At 67.2% G+C, this 21,901-nt stretch carries 20 protein-coding genes; 11 read left to right on the forward strand and 9 right to left on the reverse strand.

Features of this window, described 5'->3' with window-relative positions:
* Positions 1–11 precede the first annotated feature (11 nt).
* Positions 12–242 (forward strand): hypothetical protein, encoded by a 231-nt coding sequence (locus I4484_RS01290; RefSeq protein ID WP_234283656.1) that lies wholly within the window; start codon positions 12–14, stop codon positions 240–242.
* A gap of 70 nt (positions 243–312) precedes the next feature.
* Here I4484_RS01290 and I4484_RS01295 read toward each other — a convergent pair whose 3' ends face one another.
* Genes I4484_RS01295 through I4484_RS01305 form a run of 3 tightly spaced genes read right to left on the reverse strand, consistent with a single transcriptional unit; the run spans position 313 to position 1,636 of the window.
* Positions 313–603 carry a hypothetical protein gene (locus tag I4484_RS01295; protein WP_197449256.1) on the reverse strand — a complete coding sequence of 97 codons (291 nt, stop codon included), beginning with the start codon at positions 601–603 and terminating at the stop codon, positions 313–315.
* A gap of 21 nt (positions 604–624) precedes the next feature.
* Complete coding sequence (locus I4484_RS01300; RefSeq protein WP_197449257.1) at positions 625–1,206, reverse strand: cytochrome c oxidase subunit 3 family protein; 582 nt, start codon at positions 1,204–1,206, stop codon at positions 625–627.
* Positions 1,199–1,636 carry a hypothetical protein gene (locus I4484_RS01305; RefSeq protein ID WP_197449258.1) on the reverse strand — a complete coding sequence of 146 codons (438 nt, stop codon included), beginning with the start codon at positions 1,634–1,636 and terminating at the stop codon, positions 1,199–1,201. The genes I4484_RS01300 and I4484_RS01305 overlap by 8 nt, the downstream gene beginning before the upstream one ends.
* A gap of 361 nt (positions 1,637–1,997) precedes the next feature.
* Here I4484_RS01305 and I4484_RS01310 point away from each other — a divergent pair, with 361 nt between their 5' ends.
* Positions 1,998–2,507 carry an Hsp20/alpha crystallin family protein gene (locus tag I4484_RS01310; RefSeq protein WP_197449259.1) on the forward strand — a complete coding sequence of 170 codons (510 nt, stop codon included), beginning with the start codon at positions 1,998–2,000 and terminating at the stop codon, positions 2,505–2,507.
* A 53-nt stretch (positions 2,508–2,560) separates the two neighbouring features.
* On the opposite strand, the gene fnr is transcribed toward I4484_RS01310, so the two are convergent.
* The 6 genes from fnr to I4484_RS01340 all read right to left on the reverse strand — a co-directional run bounded on the left by fnr (position 2,561) and on the right by I4484_RS01340 (position 10,082).
* Entirely contained in the window at positions 2,561–3,331 is a 771-nt protein-coding gene (fnr, locus tag I4484_RS01315) for a fumarate/nitrate reduction transcriptional regulator Fnr (protein WP_197449260.1), read from the reverse strand.
* A 172-nt stretch (positions 3,332–3,503) separates the two neighbouring features.
* On the reverse strand, positions 3,504–5,012 hold the full coding sequence (locus I4484_RS01320; protein WP_197449261.1) for an MFS transporter: 1,509 nt from the start codon (positions 5,010–5,012) through the stop codon (positions 3,504–3,506).
* Between the two features lie 55 nt (positions 5,013–5,067).
* Positions 5,068–5,526, reverse strand: coding sequence for a universal stress protein (locus I4484_RS01325; RefSeq protein ID WP_197449262.1), 459 nt, complete (start codon positions 5,524–5,526; stop codon positions 5,068–5,070).
* 71 nt (positions 5,527–5,597) lie between these two features.
* Entirely contained in the window at positions 5,598–7,229 is a 1,632-nt protein-coding gene (locus I4484_RS01330) for an antiporter (protein ID WP_197449263.1), read from the reverse strand.
* Positions 7,230–7,517: 288 nt separating this feature from the next.
* Complete coding sequence (gene narL / locus I4484_RS01335) at positions 7,518–8,183, reverse strand: two-component system response regulator NarL (protein WP_197449264.1); 666 nt, start codon at positions 8,181–8,183, stop codon at positions 7,518–7,520.
* Between the two features lie 6 nt (positions 8,184–8,189).
* The gene (locus I4484_RS01340) at positions 8,190–10,082 is read right to left on the reverse strand and encodes a histidine kinase (protein WP_197449265.1); all 1,893 of its coding nucleotides are present in this window, start codon (positions 10,080–10,082) and stop codon (positions 8,190–8,192) included.
* 178 nt (positions 10,083–10,260) lie between these two features.
* On the opposite strand from I4484_RS01340, the gene I4484_RS01345 reads away from it, so the two are divergent.
* The 9 genes from I4484_RS01345 to I4484_RS01385 all read left to right on the forward strand — a co-directional run bounded on the left by I4484_RS01345 (position 10,261) and on the right by I4484_RS01385 (position 21,890).
* Positions 10,261–11,538, forward strand: coding sequence for an MFS transporter (locus tag I4484_RS01345; RefSeq protein WP_197449266.1), 1,278 nt, complete (start codon positions 10,261–10,263; stop codon positions 11,536–11,538).
* 200 nt (positions 11,539–11,738) lie between these two features.
* Complete coding sequence (locus I4484_RS01350) at positions 11,739–15,482, forward strand: nitrate reductase subunit alpha (protein WP_197449267.1); 3,744 nt, start codon at positions 11,739–11,741, stop codon at positions 15,480–15,482.
* A complete protein-coding gene (narH, locus tag I4484_RS01355; RefSeq protein WP_197449268.1) occupies positions 15,479–17,041 on the forward strand; it encodes a nitrate reductase subunit beta in 1,563 nt (520 codons plus the stop codon). Before I4484_RS01350 ends, narH begins: the two co-directional genes overlap by 4 nt.
* A complete protein-coding gene (narJ, locus tag I4484_RS01360; protein ID WP_197449269.1) occupies positions 17,034–17,822 on the forward strand; it encodes a nitrate reductase molybdenum cofactor assembly chaperone in 789 nt (262 codons plus the stop codon). Before narH ends, narJ begins: the two co-directional genes overlap by 8 nt.
* A 12-nt stretch (positions 17,823–17,834) precedes the next feature.
* Positions 17,835–18,524, forward strand: a complete 690-nt coding sequence (narI, locus tag I4484_RS01365) for a respiratory nitrate reductase subunit gamma (protein ID WP_234283655.1) — start codon at positions 17,835–17,837, stop codon at positions 18,522–18,524.
* A 12-nt stretch (positions 18,525–18,536) separates the two neighbouring features.
* The gene (locus tag I4484_RS01370; RefSeq protein ID WP_197449270.1) at positions 18,537–19,355 is read left to right on the forward strand and encodes a peptidylprolyl isomerase; all 819 of its coding nucleotides are present in this window, start codon (positions 18,537–18,539) and stop codon (positions 19,353–19,355) included.
* Between the two features lie 9 nt (positions 19,356–19,364).
* Positions 19,365–19,949, forward strand: coding sequence for a molybdenum cofactor biosynthesis protein B (gene moaB / locus I4484_RS01375; protein WP_159548241.1), 585 nt, complete (start codon positions 19,365–19,367; stop codon positions 19,947–19,949).
* Entirely contained in the window at positions 19,946–21,187 is a 1,242-nt protein-coding gene (gene glp, locus I4484_RS01380; RefSeq protein ID WP_197449271.1) for a gephyrin-like molybdotransferase Glp, read from the forward strand. Before moaB ends, glp begins: the two co-directional genes overlap by 4 nt.
* Positions 21,147–21,890, forward strand: coding sequence for a Crp/Fnr family transcriptional regulator (locus I4484_RS01385; RefSeq protein ID WP_197449272.1), 744 nt, complete (start codon positions 21,147–21,149; stop codon positions 21,888–21,890). The genes glp and I4484_RS01385 overlap by 41 nt, the downstream gene beginning before the upstream one ends.
* Positions 21,891–21,901: the final 11 nt, after the last annotated feature.

Consider the following 21,901-nt stretch of genomic DNA (forward strand, 5'->3'; position numbering starts at 1 on the left):
GAGGGATGACCATGACCAACCCCCGTCTCGCCGTCGCCGTTGTCGTCGGGCTCGCCATCGGCCTGGCGGTGGTGCTGCCCATCGCCTGGCTGATCAACAACCGCGACTGGGGCGTGGGCCTGATGCTCGCCGTGCCCTTCATCGTCTACGGGATGATGCGCCTGGCCCGCGTGCTCGAAGCCTGGGCACGCAACCCGCCGCCGCTGCCGCACTCGTCGACTCGCGACCGGCCTCCCCGCTAGCGGCAAGCGAAAGCCAGTAACGCATCGCCCGGCCATTCGGCCGGGCGATGTCGTTCAGCTCCACTGCGGCTCAGATCAGCCGCGGCGCCGCGTAGCCGGCACCGATCAGCGTCAGCGTCAGCAGCACCAGCCCGACGAAGGTGCCTTTCCAGGCCGGCGTCGCCGCGCGCAGGTTGAGATAGACCATCAGCAGCCGCTGGGCCTTGAACCCGGTGGCGACGAGCACCAGCAGCGCCGAGGCGAGCGGCAGCGGCGCCCAGTTGGCCTGGTCCAGGCGCGCCGAGAACATCGCCACCAGCGTCAGCGTCATCAGCGTCAGCCAGGTGATGATCAAACGTCGGGTGCCGGGGAGTGCGGTCATGGTCACCTCAGGAGAGAGCCCTCAGCGTAAGAGATAGACAAGCGGATAGAGCAGAATCCAGATCAGATCGACCATGTGCCAGAAGGCGGCCGCCGTCTCGACGTTCTCGGTCGAGGTGCGCCAGCTCACCAGCGCCAGCAGCCCCAGGCCGAACAGCACGTGGGCGAAGTGAAAGGCGGTCAGGCCGTAGTAGTAGCCGAAGAACAGGTGCGTCTCGGGGGAAATGCCGGCGGAGAACTTGCCCGCGTATTCGACGAGCTTGATGACGCAGAACAGCACCCCGAGCCCCATGCTCGCCGCCAGCCACTGCCGTGCCCGCCGGCGCCCGCCGGCGCTGATCGCCTCCACGGCGAGCGCCACGCACAGCCCGCTGGTGAGCAGCACCAGGGTATTGAGCCCGCCCATCAGCGGGTCGAGATTCTGCTGGGCGGCGTTGAAGCCGGCGACGTCGCCGGCGCGCTGCCAGGCATAGAGGGCGAAGAAGGCGGTGAAGACCACCACCTCGCTGAGGATCAGCACCCACATCAGCGGGTTGCCGGGCAGCGCCGAGAGCGGCCCCCAGCCCGGGTTGGGCAGGGGGCGGGCGGGGCTGGCGTCAGTCATGCAGGCTCACGCGGGCGCCGCCGAGCCACAGGCTGCGCGGGGCGTCGATGGGGCGACCCGCCATCAGCCGATGGATGCCCACCCCACAGCGCCCCACCATCCAGATCAGGCAGGCGGTGAAGAAGGCGTAGCCCAGCGCCCAGGGCGCCCAGGCGGAGGCACCGACCAGGCCCAGCACATGCCAGGCCGCCAGAAAGATCGCGGCGCCGACGATGCCCAGCCAAAAGGTGCGGATCTGGAACTGCAGGTGGGTAGCGACCCAGTCGGCTACGTGGCGCCGGCGCAGATGGGCCAGCAGCACGCCAACCGGGGCCGTGACCACGGCCAGGACGCTGCCGAGGAAGAGAATGTAGATCACCGCGGCGAGCTTGGTGCCGCGCTCGTCGGCCTGGGCTGCGCTCGGGGGGAAGGTCGCGGAATTCGAGGTCATGGCCACCTCCTGGTCGGGTCGGCTGGCAGGCGACCGGTTCGCCCGCTCGTTCTGGGTCCTACTGTGCCGCAGCCCGGCGGAAACATCCTTGTCGCAGATCAATGCCCGACCGTTTTGCTCGGGAATAAGGGGTGGTGGGATGTCGCAGGTGATCGGCGCGCTGAGCAGGTCAGCTTCGATTCGAGGTGAGCAAACTAGAAACCGATTTGTTGATACGCATCAACTCTGGCGGGCCGTTTCCGTCCTAGCTTTCTATCGTGGCCTGCGCCTCCGCTAGGTGACCGCAGGAAGTCAGGCCGCAAGTGCTGTCACATTTATCCCGCGTTCGAGGCATCTGCGTGCCTCGAGAGGAGCGACTGCCATGGCCAAGCAAAAAGTCAGGGACATTACCCCAACCGCCGGTGATGCTGCTGCACCGTCGTCCGCGCGTTCTCAGGAAATGAGCCCGTTTCGTGACCTGGACCGCATGTTCGATCGTTTTCTCGAGCGAGGATGGGGGCACCCGCTGCGCTGGGATCTGCCGGTTTTCGAGCGGCTGGCCACCGGGTCCCGCATCCCCAAGGTCGACGTCATCAATCGGGATGCGGAGGTCGTGATACGTGCCGAACTTCCCGGTATGGCGCGTGAGGACCTGGATGTCTCGGTCACCGACAGCACCGTGACGATCAAGGGGGAGAGTCACAAGGAGTCCAAGGAGGAGAGCGGCGAGTACTATCGCTGTGAAATCTCCCATGGCAGCGTAGAGCGTACGGTTGCCCTGCCTTGCGAAGTCGACGCTGAAAAAGCCGAGGCCAAATTCAACAACGGCCTGCTGGAGCTGTCGCTGCCGAAGGTCAAGGAGGTTCCTCGGCGCAAGCTCGATATCAAGTAGACGAGCACCGGGCACGGGACCGGCCGTGCCGACCGGTCCCGTGCCGTAAACGATCAGCAACGCCTGGCATGGCGGGAGGGAAGGCCGGCTTCCTCCGTCAGGCCATGCAGCGCGTGGAGGTCGAGCAGCTCGACCTCCTTGCCGGTGACTTTGAGCAGACCCTGGTCGACGAAGCGCCGGAACGTGCGGCTCGTGGTCTCCGGAGCGAGCCCGAGGTAGTTGCCCAGGTCGAGACGGGACATGGGCAGGCGAAACCGAGTCCGCGACAGACCGCGTCGACCGAAGCGCTGACTCAGGTTGATCAGCATGATGGCCAGGCGCTGCTCGGCCGTTCGTCGCGACACCACCTGCAACAGCTTGTGCTCGTCGAAGATCTCCTTGCTCATGACCCGTAGCAGTTGATGCTGCAATCCGGGAAGCTTGCGCGACAGGATCTCCAATTGGGAGAAGGGGATCCGACAAACGCTGGTGGTTTCCAGAGCCTCGATGGCGGTGGGATGACTCCCGCTGCCGATGGCATCCAGCGCGACCAGCTCGCCAGGCAGGTGGAAAGCGATGACCTGACTCTCTCCATCGTGACCCAGCAGGCTGCTCTTGAGGCAGCCGCTTAGCACGGCATAGATGGCGCTGAAGGGCTGGCCCGGACGGCACAGCTTCTCTCCCTTCCTCAGGGGGCGGCTGCGCTCGACGATGCGATCCAACTCGTCGGTGTCCTTGCGATCCAGGGCGACCGGCAAGCAGAGTTCGCGCAGGCTACAGGCGCTGCACGCCTTGCGAATCTCGTGAAGTCGAATCAGTTGGCTACCGCTGCCGCTTTCCCCCATGGCAACACCTCAACCTGTACGCCACTTTTCACTAAGGGTAATCAAGTTATAGGACGAGGAAAGGTTGAGAGAGGCATATCCTCTCTTTTTCTTATCTTTTCCATACCCGCCACTCCGCAAGTACAAAAAAGCGGCGACCGAAGTCGCCGCCCTCTGAAGAAACCCAACCGGCTCAGCCCTGTTGCGGCTTGGCCCGAGCCGCGGCCAGCTCCTGCTCTTCGATCATGCGGTCGACGGAGGAGACGTAGTACTCCTCGTCGAACGCCCCTTCCGGCTCCTTCAGCCACACCAGGCAGATCAGCCAGCTGAGGAAGGCGCCGGTGGCGATGATGAAGAAGAACTGGGTCGGGGTAACGAAGGTGAAGATGGTCAGGTAGACCACCGCCCCCACGTTGCCGTAGGCGCCGGCCATGCCCGAGATCTGGCCGGTGATGCGGCGCTTGATCGAGGGAATGATGCCGAAGGTGGCGCCCTCCGCCCCCTGCACGAAGAAGGAGGTGAAGATGGTGATGGCGATGGCGATGACCAGCGGCCACTTGGCGTTGAGCAGGCCCATCAGCACGAAGCCGATGCCGATGCCGAACATGTAGCTGAGCATCACGAAGCGGCGGTTGCCCAGGCGGTCGGAGACCAGGCCGCCCATGGGGCGCGCCACCAGGTTGACGAAGGCGAAGGAGGAGGCGATCAGGCCGGCGGCGGCGGCGGTCAGGCCCCAGGTCTGCTCGAAGAACATCGGCAGCATCGAGACCACGGCCAGCTCGGCACCGAAGTTGGCGAAGTAGGTGCTGTTGAGCGCGGCCACGCTGTTGAACGAGTACTTGTCGTCCTCCGGCACGCCCTTCTTGAGGATCGGCACGTTGACGCGCAGGATCTGCACCACCTGATAGAGCACCACGGCGGCGATGACCAGGTAGGCGATGGTGGCGCCGGTGGTGGAGAGGTAGCCCAGGTTCTGGATGCGCCACACCAGGATGCCCAGCACGCCGACCAGCGGGATGGTCCACAGGATCAGCTTGATCATGTCGGCCCAGCTGCTGACCTCCATGGCCATCGCCTTGCGCGCCTTGCGGTGTGCCTTGGCGTCGGGGCCGTCGGTGATGGCGAACCAGTAGAAGACGCCGTAGGCGGCCATGACGATGGCGCTCTGGGCGATGGCCCAGCGCCAGCCCTCGGGGCCGCCGTACCAGGTGAGGGCGATGGTCGGCAGGGTCATGGCGGCGGCGGCGGAGCCGAAGTTGCCCCAGCCGGCGTAGAAGCCCTCGGCGAAGCCGATGTGCTTGGGCTTGAACCAAAGTGCGGTCATGTGGATACCCACCACGAAGCTCGCCCCCACGGAGCTCAGCACCAGGCGGGCGACGAGCAGCTGGGTCATGGAGTTGCCGAAGGCGAACACCAGGGCGGGAATCGACATCAGCACCATGAGCACCGAGAACACCCGGCGCGGTCCGAAGCGGTCGAGCGCCATGCCGACGATGATGCGCGCGGGTATGGTCAGCGCCACGTTGCAGATGGCGAACAGCTTGATGTCATCGGGGGTCAGCCAGTCGACGCTCTTGAGCATGCTCGAGGCGAGCGGCGCCATGTTGAACCAGACGTAGAAGGTGATGAAGAACGCGATCCAGGTCAGGTGCAGCGCCCGTATCTCGGGGGTGCGAAACTTGAATAGGTCGGCGACTTTCATGGTCGTATCATCCTGAGGTGAGAACTCGGTTAGCCACGCGTAACGGGATCGCCGCTCACGGGCTGGGCAGGATCAGCAGCGGGCATTCGACGCGTCGGGCGAGGAAGGAGCTGACCTTGCCGAAGGTCATGTAGTCGAGTTCGTCGACGAAGTAGCTCAGCGACTGGGCGATGATGCCGCCGTCGGGCTTGCTGCTGTGGCGGGCGATGACCAGGACGTCCGGCTGGTGCTTCTGGGTGGCCTGCAGCAGCATCTTGCGGGCGTCGCCCTCGGCCAGCACCCAATCGACCTCGAAGCCCTCCTGATGAGCGAACTCCGCGCCCTCCTTGAGGGCCGCCTTCATCTCCTCGTACTCCTGCTGGAACAGCGTCTCGTTGGCGTCGGTGGCGTCGCCGGGGTTCTCGGCCACGCCGACCAGGATCAACGTGGGAGCGTTGCAGCGAAACAGGCTGACGGTCTGGGCCAGGGCCAGCTTGGCGTTGCGCGAGCCGTCGTAAGCGATCATGACTTTCATGGTTTTCCCTCCCTAGAGGGGCAGGCTGGGGCCGTGCCGCCGGCAGGCTGCCGGAGGCACGGCTGACGGCATCACGGGTTCTTGATCTCGGCGCCGGGGCGCAGGTAGAACCACCAGTTGATCACCAGGCACACCGCGTAGAAGATCGCGAAGCCGTACATGGCGAGCTCGGGGGTGCCGGCGCGGATCTGACCGCCCATCACCACCGGGGCGATGAAGGCGCCGTAGGCGGCCACGGCGGAGGTCCAGCCCAGTACCGGGCCCTTCTGCTGGGCATCGAAGATCACGCCGATGGTGCGGAAGGTGGAGCCGTTGCCGATGCCGCTGGCGGCGAACAGAATCACGAACAGCAGCATGAACACGGCGAAGTAGCTGTTGGGGTCGGTGGAGTTGTAGGCCAGCATCATCACGTAGCCGGTCACCGCCGAGGCCACCACCATGATCACAGAGATCACCTGGGTGACGATGGAGCCGCCCACCTTGTCGGAGATCCAGCCGCCGATAGGGCGGATCAGGGCGCCGACGAAGGGGCCGATCCAGGCCCAGGTCAAGGCGCTGGGGCCGGCGGGGTTGGCCACGCGGGTGACGCTGCCGTCGGCGGCCACTTCCATCATGTTGCCGAAGATGACGTTGATCGAGAGCGGCAGGGCCGCGGAGAAGCCGATGAACGAGCCGAAGGTGAGGATGTAGAGCACCGTCATCGACCAGGTGTGCTTGTTCGAGAAGATCGCGAACTGCTTCTGGATGTTGGGCTTGATCTCGCCGGGGATCAGGCGCATCAGGCCCAGGGTCAGCAGGATGGTGACCGGCAGCGCGACCCACATGCCCAGCCAGGTGAGCGTGACGATACCCACGATGGTGGCGACGACACCTACGCCATAGAGCCCCAGGATCTTGCCGAAGGCCTGCATCGGTGTGCCCGGATGGGGCGTGATGGTGCGCAGGTTGTTCATGCCGAACCAGCCGAGGAAGGCCAGCGGCACCAGGAACACCAGCCAGATGAAGCCGGCATTCTGGATCCAGGTCGGTGTGCCGGCCTCGATGCGGCCGATCAGCGTGCCGCTGGAGCTCGTGAGCTCCATGGCGCCGCCGGCGATGGCGCCGAACAGGCCCACGGTCATCACCAGCGGGATCAGGATCTGCATGGTGGTGACGCCGAAGTTGCCGAGCCCGGCGTTCATGCCCAGCGCATAGCCCTGCTGCTTCTTGGGGAAGAAGGTCGAGATGTTGCTCATCGAGGCGGCGAAGTTGCCGCCGCCGATGCCCGAGAGCAGCGCCAGCGCCTGGAACAGCCAGAACGGCGTGTCGGGATTCATCAGCGCGATCCCGGTGCCGAAGGCCGGGATCATCAGCAGCGCGGTGGTCAGGAACACCGTGTTGCGCCCGCCGGCGATGCGGATCATGAACGAGGCGGGAATGCGCAGCGTGGCACCGGCGAGGCCGGCGATGGCGGTCAGCATGAAGAGCTGGTCGACGGCGAAGGGAAAGCCCAGGTTCTGCATCTGGGTGGTGATCATGCCCCACATCATCCACACCGCGAAACCCATCAGCAGGCTGGGGATGGAGATCCACAGGTTGCGCGAGGCGATGCGCTTGCCCGTCTGTTGCCAGAACTGCTCGTCCTCGACGTCCCAATGCTCGATGTCGGCATTCTTTGGTCTGCCGGCGCCGAGTTTGCCGATATCGGCACTCGTTTTAGCCATGACGTTTTCCCCTTGGTGGTTTCGCTGACCCCGCCTTGCGACTTCCGCCCTGACCGGGATCAATTCAGGTTCGGTTGAGGCAAAGATACGTCGCGCAACGAAGGGGCGAAACGGGCCGAAATTGCCCGAAAATCAGCGAAATACCACTTGAGGGGTAGCAGAGGTATTGAGGTAACCTGTTGTTTTTCAGTGCAGAGGTACAAGCGAGGAGCAAGAAAAAGGCGCCTTGCCGACGCCTGGAAGTCTTTGGAGGTATCCACACAGAACCTCCTTTCAAAGGGCGCTGGTCTACCGGTCGATGCCCTCCTGCACGGCCCACACCGCCGCCTCGACCCGCGAGCGCAGGTTGAGCTTCTTGAGCAGGTGCTTGACGTGCACCTTGACCGTGCCTTCGGTGATGTCGAGCTTGCGCGCGATCAGCTTGTTGGACAGCCCTGCGGCCAGTTCGCGCAGGATCTCGCGCTCGCGCTGGGTCAGGCTGTGGATGTCGGGTGTGGCCGGTGCCGAGCGCTGGTTGCGCAGCGCCTCGGCGAGCAGCGCGGTGAGGCTCTCGCTCACCACCATGCGCCCCAGTGCCGCCTGGCGCAGCTGGCGCACCATCTCCTCGGGCTCCATGTCCTTGAGCAGGTAGCCGTCGGCACCGCCACGCAGCGCCGCCACCAGGTCCTCCTCGTGGTCGGAGACGGTGAACATCACGATGCGCCCGGCGTAGCCCGACTCGCGTAGCGCCCTGAGGGTCTGGATGCCGTCCATGCCCGGCATGTTGAGGTCGAGCAGGATCATGTCCGGGTCGAGCTCTTCGGCCAGGCGCACGCCCTGTGCCGGCTCGCCGGTGTCGCCGACGAGCCGGAGGTCGTCCTCCAGCTCGAGCAGTTGGGCCACGCCGCGGCGCAGCAGCGGGTGGTCATCGATGATCAGGATACTGGCGGGGGTCTCGCTGACTGACTGGCCCATGATGTCTCAGTTTCCTTGGTCGTGAAGAAGGGAATCGGTCGCCGGCTGGCGAGTGATCAGGCGAGCCGTCTGCGGGGTGAAGGTCACCTCGATGCAGGTGCCGCCCGTGGCGCGGTTGGAGAGCTTCAGCTCACCGCCCAGGGTGTGGGCACGGTCGCGCATGATCACCAGCCCGTAGTGCATCGGTGGCGAGTCGCTGTCGGCCAGGCCGATGCCGTCGTCCTCGATGCGCAGGGTAATCCGGGCGTGATGGAAATTCACCGTCACCGCGGCCCAGTGGGCCTGGGCATGCTTGTGCGTGTTGCTCAGCGCCTCGCGGGCGATCTGCAGTACGTGGATCTCCTCGTTGGGGTTGAGCAGGTGGGGCGGCACGTCGTAGTGCATCTCCACCGGCGCGCCCATGCGCTCGGCGAACTCCTCGGTGGTCTGCAGCAGCGCCGTCTGCAGGCCCGGCCCCTCCAGCTTGAGGCGGAAGGTGGTGAGCAGCTCGCGCAGCTGGCGATAGGCGCTGTTGAGCCCGGTGCGCAGCTCGTCGAACACCGCCGCCTGGGCCTCGCGCGGCGCGTCCTTGGCCTGCATGCGCTCCAGCCGCGCCACCTGCATCTTGAGGTAGGAGAGCGACTGGGCCAGCGAATCGTGCAGCTCGCGGGCGATGATGGTGCGCTCGTTCATCAGCGAGACCTGCTGCTCCTCCTCGATGCGCCGTTGCAGGTAGACCGCGGTGGCCAGCTGGTCGGCCAGGGCGTTGAGCAGGCGCCGCACGCTGTCGGAGAGCGGCTGCTCCTTGGGGTACCAGATCTCCAGGGTGCCGAGCATCTCGTCGCCCACGCTCACCGGCAGCAGCACGCAGTCGCCCTCCTCGGTATCGGAGAGGCGCATCGGGCGGGGGGCGATCAGGCAGGCGTGGCAGTCGTGGTCGCGGCAGTAGCCGGGGCGTCGCGCGGCGTGGGTGGCAAGAATCGGCACCGGGCGGTCGTCGTGGGGGTCGTTGAGCAGCAGCCGGATGGGCCCGATCTCGAGCAGTGTCTCGACCTGGCGCAGCATCGGCGCGGCGCTGGCGCATAGATCGTTGCCGCCGCCGTAGAGCCAGCGGCTGCCGTCGTGCAGCACCTGCATCACCTGGCTGCTGCGCTCCAGCTCGCGGGTCTTGCGCTTGACCCGCTCCTCGAGGTCGGCGTAGCTGGTGCCGAGCTCCTCGGCCATGGTGTCGAAGGTGCGGCCGAGCAGGGCCAGTTCGTCGGCGCCCTTGAGCCGGGTGCGCACGGAGAAGTTGTGGCGTGCCGCCTCACCGGCCAGCACCATCAGCTGGCGCAGCGGCGCCACCAGGTTGTGGCGGATGTCGTAGAGCGCAATGGCCACGACCACCGCGGTGAGCCCCAGGAACAGGATCTGCAGGGCGCTGAGCAGGCGGATCTTGGCCTCGGTGTTCTGCTCGAGCTGGGAGACCATCTGGTCGATCTCGCTCACCAGGCCGTCGAGGGTACGATTGAGCGACTCGATGTTCACCGAGCGGCTGTCGACGGCCTCGTTGACCTCCGGCGCCAGCTCGTTGTGCCAGCGCGACAGCACCAGGCGGTACTGGCGCCTGAGCTCGTGAGCCTCGGAGACGGGAATGGCGCCGGTCAGCTCGTCGCTCTCCAGGCGCTCCTCGAAGCGGCGCTTGAGCACGTGCACCGCCGCCTGGTGCTCCATCGAGGGAAGGCGCTCGTAGCGCTGCAGGGCGGCGACGATCTGGTAGGTGTTCATGCGCAGCGAGCCGGCGACGTTGATCGCCGCGGCGTCGCCGCGGCTGCCGCCGGCCACCGCCATGGTCACCACGATGCTGATCAGGGCCATGGTGCTGATCGCCAGCAGCGAGGCGACGATGCGGGCCACGAGGGAGCGTTGCAGCAGTTTCAAGGCGGGGCGAACTCCGAAAAGATGACGGGGCCTGAGGACACTATACCCCAAGGGACGGTGGCGCATCCTACCGGGTGTGCCGGGTGGCTGCTACCAAAGAGGTACCTCGTATGCCCTTTTGACCCCGACCCATGGGGGAACGAGAATCTCTTCGACCACGCCACGAGACCCACCGTTCATGACGTCCGCCGAGAAAGCCCCCGTCGTGGGCCAGCAGGTCGACTATCGCTCGCTGGTGGTCGTGCTGCTGTCGCCGCTGGCCTTCGCCCTGGTGTTCGCCAGCTGGACCATCTTTGCCGTGCTCGGCATCGAGCTCAAGCTGGCGCTGGGCTTCGGCGAGGTGCAGTTCGCCGTGCTGCTGGCCATGCCGATGTTCACCGGCGCACTGTCGGCGCTGCCGCTGGCGGCGCTGGCACGGCTGGTGGGCGGCCGGCGGGTGATGATCGGCTGCCTGCTGCTGATCTGCCCCTTCCTGTGGGCCATCGCCCACTCCAACGACTACTGGGAATTCCTGCTCGCCGGGGCCGGGCTGGGGGTGGGCGCCGGCTCGCTGGCGGCGGGGCTGGTCTACGTGGCGGCGCTGTGCCCGCGGCGCCACGCCGGGCTGGCGCTGGGGCTCTACGGCGCCGGCATGCTCGGCGCCGGGCTCACCTACTTCTTGCTGCCGCTGATCAGCCAGGCCTACGGCTGGCCCATGGCGCCCAAGCTCTACCTGCTGCCGATCGCCCTGGTGGCGCTGCTGCTGTGGGTGTTCGCCGAGGAGTCGCCGCGGCAGCCGGCTGCGCCCGGCGGCAACGTCGCCGCGGCGCTGCCCGGCGGGCTGCCGCCGCCCGCGGCGTGCCGCCTGGCGCTCTACTACAGCTTCTTCTACGGCGCCTTCGTGGCGCTGGCGCTGTGGCTGCCCGCCTATCTCATGGCGCAGTACCGCCTCACGCTGATGGAAGCGGCGCTGTGGGCGCTGGTCTTCACCCTGCCCGGCGGGCTGGGGCAGATCCTCGGCGGGGCCTTGGCCGACCGGCGCGACTTCCGCGACCTGCGCTGGTGGGTCAGCGCCTGCGTGATGGCCTGCCTGTTCCTGCTCTCCTACCCCGACTTCAGCATGCAGATCCACGGCGTGCACGGCGATCTTGCGCTGGAGTTCTCCATGCCGCTGGCCGGCTTCGCCGTGCTGCTCGCCGTCATGGGCCTGGCCATGGGCATCGGCAAGGGCAGCCTGATGTGCCTGATCCATCGCGACCACGGCGACGACATGGTGCGCTCGGGCGGCCTCGCGCTGGCGCTGGGCGGGCTGTTCGCCGCCGCACTGCCGCTGATGTTCGTCCTCGGCAACGAGTGGATCGGCGTGCGCACTGCCGGCTTCATGTTCCTCTACGCCGCGCTCGCGGTGTGCATGCTGGTGATGCTCTGGGAAGTGGGTAGCCGTCCCCGTGCTCGCCGCCTGCGCGAAGGGGATTAACCCCTTTCTCCGGGCCGCCTATCACCTTGTGGGTAGAGGGGGTGTATATGGAGGTAACCGGGCAGTAATCCCCGCTTCGATCCCCCAGAATCCTCTTCAAGCACCTGCCTGACGGTCGCGTCGAACATGTCGTCGCGCGGCACGGCAGGCGGGGTGGCCCGGGCGGCCACGCATCACATCAAGGAGCCTGGAGATCGACCATGAGTCACTTCTTAGATCGGCTGAATTTCTTCCGCAAGGCGCGCGAGCCCTTCGCCAACGGCCATGGCGAGACCCGCGAGGAGTCCCGTGGCTGGGAAGACGGCTACCGTCAACGCTGGCAGCACGACAAGATCGTGCGCTCCACCCACGGCGTGAACTGCACCGGCTCCTGCAGCTGGAAGATCTACGTCAAGAACGGCCTGGTCACCTGGGAGACCCAGCAGACCGACTATCCGCGCACCCGCCCGGACCTGCCCAACCACGAGCCGCGGGGCTGCCCGCGCGGTGCCAGCTACTCCTGGTACATGTATAGCGCCAACCGCCTCAAGTACCCGCTGATCAGAAAGCCGCTGCTCAAGCTGTGGCGCGAGGCCAAGCAACAGCACGGCGACCCGGTCGACGCCTGGGCCTCCATCGTCGAGGACCCGGCCAAGGCCAAGCAGTACAAGCGTGCCCGCGGCATGGGCGGCTTCGTGCGCGCCGACTGGGATGAGCTCAACGAGCTGATCGCCTCGTCCAACGTCTACACCGCCAAGCAGTACGGCCCCGACCGCGTCATCGGCTTCTCGCCGATCCCCGCCATGTCGATGGTCAGCTACGCCTCGGGTGCGCGCTACCTGTCGCTGATCGGCGGCGTGTGCCTGTCGTTCTACGACTGGTACTGCGACCTGCCGCCGGCCAGCCCCCAGACCTGGGGCGAGCAGACCGACGTGCCCGAGTCGGCCGACTGGTACAACTCCGGCTACATCATCGCCTGGGGCTCCAACGTGCCCCAGACGCGGACCCCGGACGCCCACTTCTTCACCGAGGTGCGCTACAAGGGCACCAAGACCGTCTCCATCACCCCGGACTACGCCGAGGTGTCCAAGCTCACCGACGAGTGGCTGTCGGTCAAGCAGGGTACCGACGCCGCCCTGGCCATGGCCATGGGCCACGTCATCCTCAAGGAGTTCCACCTCGACAAGCCCAGCGCCTACTTCACCGAGTACGTGCGCAAGTACTCCGACATGCCCTTCCTGGTCGAACTGGAAGCGCGTGAGGATGGCAGCTTCGTGCCCGGCAAGCAGCTGCGCGCCAGCGACTTCGACGCCAACCTGGGCCAGGACAACAACCCCGAGTGGAAGACCGTGGCGTGGGACGAAACCCGCGATCAGTTGGTCGTGCCGCGCGGCTCCATCGGCTTCCGCTGGGGCGAGGAGGGCAAGTGGAACCTCGAGCCGCGCGACGCCGACGGCGAGGAGATCCACCCGCTGCTGACCCTGGCCGAGCACCACGACGACGTGGCCAGGGTGGCGTTCCCCTACTTCGGCGGCATCGCCCACGAGCACTTCGACCACGTGGCCGGCAACGAGCTGCTGTTCCACAGCCTGCCCGCCAAGCGCCTGAAGAAGGCCGACGGCAGCGACGTACTGGCCGTCACCGTGTTCGACCTGATGTGCGCCAACTACGGCATCGATCGTGGCTTCGGCGAGGACGACGGCGCCACCTCGCTGGACGAGGTCAAGCCCTACACCCCGGCCTGGCAGGAGAAGATCACCGGCGTGCCCGCCGAGCAGGTCACCCGCATCGCCCGCGAGTTCGCCGACAACGCCGACAAGACCCAGGGTCGCAGCATGGTCATCGTGGGTGCCGCGATGAACCACTGGTACCACATGGACATGAACTACCGCGGCCTGATCAACATGCTGATCATGTGCGGCTGTATCGGCCAGAGCGGCGGCGGCTGGGCCCACTACGTGGGGCAGGAGAAGCTGCGCCCGCAGACCGGCTGGACCCCGCTGGCCTTCGGCCTCGACTGGCAGCGCCCGCCGCGCCACATGAACGGCACCTCGTTCTTCTACAACCACTCCTCGCAGTGGCGCTACGAGAAGCTCGAGGTCAAGGAGATCCTCTCGCCGCTGGCCAACCCGGCCGACTACAGCGGCAGCCTGATCGACTTCAACGTGCGCTCCGAGCGCATGGGCTGGCTGCCCTCCGCGCCGCAGCTCGGCACCAACCCGCTGCGCCTGGCCGAGAAGGCCAAGGCCGCCGGCCTCTCCACCGCCGACTACGCCGTCGCCCAGCTCAAGAGCGGCGAGCTGGCGTTCGCCGCCGAGGACCCCGACAGCCCGCAGAACTTCCCGCGCAACATGTTCATCTGGCGCTCCAACCTGCTGGGCAGCTCGGGCAAGGGTCACGAGTACATGCTCAAGTACCTGCTGGGCACCCGCCACGGTATCCAGGGCAAGGACCTGGGCGAGATGGGCGGCGTCAAGCCGGAAGAGGTGAAGTGGCACGACGAGGCGCCGGAAGGCAAGGTCGACCTGGTGGTCACCCTGGACTTCCGCATGTCCTCCACCTGCCTCTATTCGGACATCGTGCTGCCCACGGCGACCTGGTACGAGAAGAACGACCTCAACACCTCGGACATGCACCCGTTCATCCATCCGCTGACCGCGGCCACCGACCCGGCGTGGGAGTCGCGCAGCGACTGGGACATCTACAAGGGCATCGCCAAGGCGTTCTCGAAAGCCTGCGTGGGGCACCTGGGCGAGGAGACCGACCTGGTCACCCTGCCGCACCAGCACGACTCCCCGGCCGAGCTGGCCCAGCCCGAAGTGAAGGACTGGAAGAAGGGCGAGTGCGAACCGATCCCCGGCAAGACCATGCCGGCGCTGATCGAGGTCAAGCGCAACTACCCCGAGACCTATGAGCGCTTCACCTCCGTCGGTCCGCTGCTCGAGACCATCGGCAACGGCGGCAAGGGCATCGCCTGGAACACCGAGACCGAGGTCGAGCTGCTCGGCAAGCTCAACTACCGCAAGACCGAGGGCCCCGCCAAGGGCCGGCCGAAGATCGATAGCGCCATCGACGCCGCCGAGATGATCCTGACCCTGGCGCCGGAGACCAACGGCCACGTGGCGGTCAAGGCGTGGGGCGCGCTGTCCAAGATCACCGGCCGCGACCACACCCACCTGGCGGTCAACAAGGAGGAGGAGAAGATCCGCTTCCGCGACGTGGTGGCCCAGCCGCGCAAGATCATCTCGAGCCCGACCTGGTCCGGCCTGGAGGACGAGCACGTCTCCTACAACGCCGGCTACACCAACGTCCACGAGCTGATCCCGTGGCGCACCGTCAGCGGCCGCCAGCAGTTCTACCAGGATCACCCCTGGATGCGCGCCTTCGGCGAGAGCCTGCTGACCTACCGTCCGCCGATCAACACCAAGACGGTGACCGGGTTCCAGATGCCCGAGGACAACGGCAACCCGACCAAGGCGCTGAACTGGATCACCCCGCACCAGAAGTGGGGCATCCACTCCACCTACAGCGACAACCTGCTGATGCTGACGCTCAACCGCGGCGGCCCGGTGGTGTGGATGTCGGAGACCGACGCCCAGGAGATCGGCATCGAGGACAACGACTGGATCGAGCTGTTCAACGCCAACGGCGCCATCACCGCGCGGGCCATCGTCAGCCAGCGGGTCAAGGCCGGCATGGTGATGATGTACCACGCCCAGGAGCGCCAGGTGAACGTGCCGGGCTCCGAGGTCACCAAGACCCGCGGCGGCATGCACAACTCCGTGACCCGGGTGTGCCCGAAGCCGACCCACATGATCGGCGGCTACGCGCAGCTCTCATACAGCTTCAACTACTACGGCACCGTTGGCTCCAACCGCGATGAATTCGTCCTCATCCGCAAGATGAAGAACGTCGACTGGCTGGACGGCGAAGGCAACGACAGCGTTCAGGAGACCGTGAAATGAAGATTCGTTCACAGGTAGGCATGGTCCTCAACCTCGACAAGTGCATCGGGTGCCACACCTGCTCGGTCACCTGCAAGAACGTCTGGACCAGCCGCGAAGGCCTGGAGTACGCCTGGTTCAACAACGTCGAGACCAAGCCCGGCATCGGCTATCCCAAGGAATGGGAGAACCAGGACAAGTGGAAGGGCGGCTGGATGCGTCGCCGCGACGGCAAGATCGAACCGCGCATCGGCGGCAAGTGGCGGGTGCTGGCGAACATCTTCGCCAACCCCGACCTGCCCGAGATCGACGACTACTACGAGCCGTTCGACTTCGACTACCAGCACCTGCACACCGCCAAGCAGGGCGACCACCAGCCGGTGGCGCGCCCCCGCTCGCTGGTCTCCGGCCAGCGCATGAACAAGATCGAGTGGGGCCCGAACTGGGAGGAGATCCTCGGCACCGAGTTCGCCAAGCGTCGCCGCGACAAGAACTTCGAGCAGGTGCAGGCCGACATCTACGGCCAGTTCGAGAACACCTTCATGATGTACCTGCCGCGCCTGTGCGAGCACTGCCTCAACCCGGCGTGCGTGGCCTCGTGCCCCAGCGGCGCGATCTACAAGCGCGAGGAGGACGGCATCGTCCTGATCGACCAGGACAAGTGCCGCGGCTGGCGGATGTGCATCTCCGGCTGCCCGTACAAGAAGATCTACTACAACTGGAAGACCGGCAAGTCCGAGAAGTGCATCTTCTGCTACCCGCGCATCGAGGCGGGCATGCCGACCGTGTGCTCCGAGACCTGCGTGGGCCGCATCCGCTACCTCGGCGTGCTGCTCTACGACGCCGACCGCATCGAGGAGGTGGCGAGCTCGCCGGACGTGCGCGACCTCTACCACCGGCAGTGCGAGATCTTCCTCGACCCGCACGATCCCGAGGTGATCGCCCAGGCCAAGCGCGACGGCATTCCCGACAACGTGATCGCCGCGGCCCAGGCCTCGCCGGTCTACAAGATGGCCATGGACTGGGGGCTGGCGCTGCCGCTGCACCCCGAGTACCGCACCCTGCCGATGGTCTGGTACGTGCCGCCGCTGTCGCCGATCCAGACCGCCGCCGAGGCCGGCAAGGTCGAGTACGACGGCGTGCTGCCCAAGATCGAGTCGCTGCGCATCCCGGTGCGCTACCTCGCCAACATGCTCACCGCCGGTGAGGAGGAGCCCGTGGTGCTGGCGCTCAAGCGGCTGATGGCGATGCGCGTCTACATGCGCAACAAGCACGTCGAGGGCAAGGTCGACACCGCCGTGCTCGACGCCGTCGATCTCAGCGAGGCGCAGGTGGAGGAGATGTACCGCTACCTCGCCATCGCCAACTACGAGGACCGCTTCGTGGTGCCCACCAGCCACCGCGAGATGGCCACCGAGGCCTTCCCCGAGCGCGGCGGCTGCGGCTTCAGCTTCGGCGACGGTTGCCACGGCGAGAGCAAGCCGAGCCTGTTCAACGGCCGCAAGCAGACCAGCGCACTGGTCAAGCCGGTCGACGTCTTCGATCCGAAGACGGGCGCCAAGGAGACTCACCATGGCTAATGCAGCACTCCAGATGCCTGAAGAGGCCATGATCCAGCCCGAGTCCGGCATGCGCAGCCTGCGCGTGCTGGCCCGGCTGCTCGACTATCCCACCGAGGCGCTACAGGGTGCGGTGGATGAGCTGATCGAGGCGCTCGACGCCGAGCGCCGCCTGCCGGCAGCGCTGCGCGCCGACCTGATGAGCTGGTGCCAGCGCATTCACGAGGCCGACCTGCTCGAGCTGCAGTCCGACTACGTGGCGCTGTTCGACAAGGGGCGCGCCCACTCGCTGCTGCTGTTCGAGCACGTGCACGGCGAGTCGCGCGACCGCGGCCAGGCCATGGTCGACCTGATCGACGAGTACAAGGCCGCCGGCTTCGAACTCGACGCCCGCGAACTGCCCGACTACCTGCCGCTGTTCCTGGAGTATCTCTCCACCCGCAGCGACGAGGAGATCGGCCGCTGGCTGGGCGAGATCCGCCACATCCTGGCGCTGCTCACCGCGCGCCTGGAAGAGCGCGGCGCCGACCATGCCCTGGTCACCCGCGCGCTGCTGGCGCTGATCGGCGCCGAGGAGGACGTCGAAGCGCAGCGCGAGGCGGTGGTCGGCGAGACGCGCGACGACACCCCGGAGGCGCTGGATGCGGTGTGGGAGGAGGAAGCGGTGCGCTTCACCGCCCAGTCCGACGAGGACTGCGCGCTGCAGTCCGCCGAAGGCCGGCGCCTGGCCGAGCGCAAGCGGGCGATCCAGGGCGAGGCGGTGCGCATCCTCGACCCCGTCGATGCCGCCAAGAAACGTTAACGGAGACCTGTCATGAGCACTGTCATGAGCTACATCGATTCCCTGCTGTTCGGGCTCTACCCCTACCTCGCCGGCAGCGTCTTCCTGATCGGCAGCCTGATGCGCTACGACCACGGCCAGTACACCTGGAAGACCGGCTCGAGCCAGATGCTGTCGTCGAAGAACATGCGCCTGGCCAGCAACCTGTTCCATGTCGGCATCATCGTGATCTTCTTCGGCCACCTGGTCGGCCTGCTGACCCCGCACTGGCTCTACGAGCCCTTCATCACGCCGGGGGCCAAGCAGGTGATGGCGGTGGTGGTCGGCGGCATCGCCGGGGTGATGTGCCTGGTGGGCGGCGCCATGCTGTTCCACCGTCGCCTCACCAACCCGCGGGTGCGCGCCTCCTCCAGCACCATGGACACCGTGATCATTGGCCTGCTGGTGCTGCAGGTGGCGCTGGGGCTGCTCACCATCCTGCCCACCCTGGGCCACCTGGACGGCAGCGCGATGCTGAAGTTCTCCGGCTGGGCGCAGTCCATCGTCTACTTCCAGGGCGGCGCCGCCGCGTACCTGGAGGGCGTCAACTGGATCTACAAGCTGCACATCCTGGTCGGCCTGACCATCGTGCTGGTGTTCCCCTTCACCCGCCTGGTGCACGTGTGGAGCGCGCCGATGGGGTATGTGACAAGGCGCTACCAGATCGTCCGCCGCCGCGCCTGAGGAGTCAGCACCATGCAAATGATCGAGATCGAACAGCTGCCGGGCCGCTACGCGCCGCCGCCCGTCAAGGTCGGCGGCAAGGCGATCGACGAGGACAGCATCGCCCGCGAGATGCAGTACCACCCGGCGGCGAGCGCCGACGAGGCGAAACTCGCGGCCGCCCGCGCGCTGGTGGTGCGTGAGCTGCTGCGCCAGCGCGCCGTCGAGCTCGGTCTGGTGGCCGAGACCGACGACGAAGGCGACAACGATGCCGCCATCGCCGCCCTGCTGGAGCAGGAGCTGGACGTGCCGGAGCCCGAGGAGGCGGCCTGCCGCCGCTATTTCGACGCCGAGCCCGAGCGCTTCAGCGCGCCGACCCGCATTGCCGTTCGGCATATCCTGCTGGCCGCCGCGCCCGACGACGCCGAGGCGCGCGACGCCCAGTACCGCCTGGGCGAGACGCTGCTCGAAGAGCTGCAGCGCATTCCCGAGCGCTTCACCGAGTTCGCCATGCGCCACTCCGCCTGCCCGTCGAAGAGCGAGGGCGGCGAGCTGGGCTGGTTGGCCCAGGGGCAGACCGTGGCCGAGCTCGACCGCGCCCTGCAGCACCTGCCCCAAGGGCTGCATGACCGCCCGCTGGCCTCGCGCTACGGCTGGCACCTGGTCAGCATCGACGAGCGCCAAGGCGGCCAGCGCCTGCCCTTCGAGCAGGTCGCCGAGCGCGTTCGCCACACCCTGCGCGAGCAGGCCACGCGCCGCGCCCTGCGCCACTACCTGCTGGCGCTGGAAGAAGAGATCGGCGTGGAAGGGGTGGAGCTCGACGACAACGCCGCCGGCAGCCTGATGCAATAGGAGGAGTCCATGTCCCACGTTCACGCCAACGCCCGCTTCGTGCCGCTCGGCATCAGTGTGCTGACCGTCTCCGATACCCGCGGCTTCGACCGCGACGGCAGCGGCGACCTGCTCAGCGAGCGCCTCTCCGAGGCCGGCCACGCGCTGGTCGAGCGACGCATCGTGCCCGACGACATCTACCGCATCCGTGCGGTGGTCTCGAAGTGGGTGGTGCGCGACGACATCCAGGTGATCCTGGTCAACGGCGGTACCGGCTTCACTCTGCGCGATACCACGCCCGAGGCGCTCGCCCCGCTGTTCGATCGCGCCATCGACGGCTACGGCGAGCTGTTCCGCCAGCTCTCCTTCGACAGCATCGGCACCTCCACCGTGCAGTCGCGGGCGGTGGGCGGGGTGGCCAACCGTACCCTGATCTTCGCCATGCCGGGCTCGCCCAAGGCCTGTGCCACCGCCTGGGACGGTATCCTCGAGAGCCAGCTCGACGCACGCACCCGGCCGTGCAACTTCGTCGCCATGGTCATGCCCGAGCAGCAGGCCTGCGTTTCGCGCGAAGCGCAGGCAATGTGTGACCAGGGTCAAGGAGTGAGTGCATGAGCTGTGGCACCCTGGCCAAGGGCCTGCTCGACCTGGAGGTGGCCCGGGCGCGCCTGATCGCCGCTGCCGAGCCGGTCCAGGGCGAGGAGCTCGTGGCACTCGAGCAGGCGGCCGGCCGGGTGCTGGCCCGCGACCTGCGCGCGCGGCTCGACATGCCCGGCATCGATAACAGCGCGATGGACGGCTATGCCCTGCGCGCCGCGGAACTGAGCGATGCCGGCCTGCCGGTGGTGCTGCGGGTACCGGCCGGGGCCGGCGTGGAAACACTGCCCGAGGGCGGCTGCGCACGCATCTTCACCGGCGCACCGGTGCCCGAAGGCACCGACTGCGTGGTGCCCCAGGAGCGGGTTCGCCTGGACGAAGCGGGGCGGGTGCACGTCGTCGGCGAAGCCAAGCTCGGTGCCAACATCCGCCGGCGCGGCGAGGAGTACCGTGAGGGCGACCCCCTGCTGGCGGCGGGCTGCACGCTCAACGCGGCGGCGTTGGCGCTGCTGGCGAGCCAGGGCATCGCCGAGGTGCCGGTACTGCCGCGGTTCAGGGTGGCGCTGATCTCCACCGGCGACGAGCTGATCGAGCCGGGCGAGCCGTTCGCCCCCGGGCGGGTGTACGACAGCAATCGGGTCATGCTCAAGGCGCTACTGGAGCAGGCCGACTGTGTCGTGCTCGACCTGGGCGTGATCGCCGATGACCCCGCGGCGCTTCGGAAGGCGTTCGTCGCCGCCCGCGACGGCGCCGACCTGGTGGTCTGCACCGGCGGTGTCTCGGTCGGCGAGGAGGACCACGTCAGGCCAGTGCTGGAGGAGCTCGGCGGGCTCTGGTTCCATGGCGTGGCGATCAAGCCGGGCAAGCCGTTCGCCTTCGGCTACCTCGACAACGGCTCGCCCGAAGGCGTGCCGCTGATCGGGCTGCCGGGCAATCCCGTGGCCTCGCTGGTGGGCTGGCATCTGCTGGCTCGGCCCTTCGTTCAGGGGTGCCAGGGGCGCACCGTCGAGGCGCTGCAGCAGTACCGCGTCCGTGCCGGCTTCTCGCGGCGGGGCAGTCCGGGACGGCGCGAGCTGCTGCGGGTCACGCTCGACTGGCAGGGCGAGGGCCCGCTGGCATTGCTGGCGGGCGGGCAGGGCTCCCACATGCTGCATGCCGCCAGCCAGGCGCACGGTTATCTGATGATGGCCGCCGATACCGACGTGGAGGAAGGTCATGAATACCCCTATCTACCCGCCGGACAGTTCGTCGACTGACCTGCTGTTCAAGCCCAAGCAGCTGCGCGAGCTGGTCCAGGGCGTGCCCTGGCTGGGCGAACTGGACGATGACGATGTCACCGAGCTGCTCGAGGATACCGAACTCAAGACGCTCAAGACCCGCGAGTGGCTGTTCCGCCAGGACGCGCCGGCGCACTGGCTCTACATCGTCATCAACGGCGCGGTGCGCCTGGCGCGCAGCGCCGGGGACGGGCGCCTGGCCACCATTCGCTGCGTCGAGCGCGGCGGCACCCTGGGCGAGCTGAGCATGGTCTCCAGCGCCGGGGTCTATCTCTACTCCGCCGAAGCGCTGCGGCGCACCCACGTGCTGGCGATTCCGGCCCGGCGTTGCCGCGAGATCATGGACCGCCAGCCCGCCTGCCGCGCCGAGTTCATGAGCCGCCTGGCGCTGGAGCTCACCGAACGCCTCGAGGACCTGGCGCTGCTGACCCAGGCCGATGCCATGTCGCGGCTGGTCAGCTACGTGCTGCGCCAATTGCCGCCGGGACGCAGCAAGAGCCCGCGGGTGGTGCGCCTGTCGATCCCCAAGCGCTGGCTCGCCGCCCAGCTGGCGATGACGCCGGAGACACTGTCGCGGCTGCTGGCCAAGCTGCGCGACGGCGGCGTGATCGGCATCGACCGCCAGCGCCTGACAGTGCTCGACGAGCAGAAACTGCGCGACGCCATGCTGGCCGACGACTGACGCCGCCGGCC

It is taken from the genome of Halomonas sp. SS10-MC5, from assembly GCF_015992245.1.
Classification (GTDB): domain Bacteria; phylum Pseudomonadota; class Gammaproteobacteria; order Pseudomonadales; family Halomonadaceae; genus Halomonas; species Halomonas sulfidoxydans.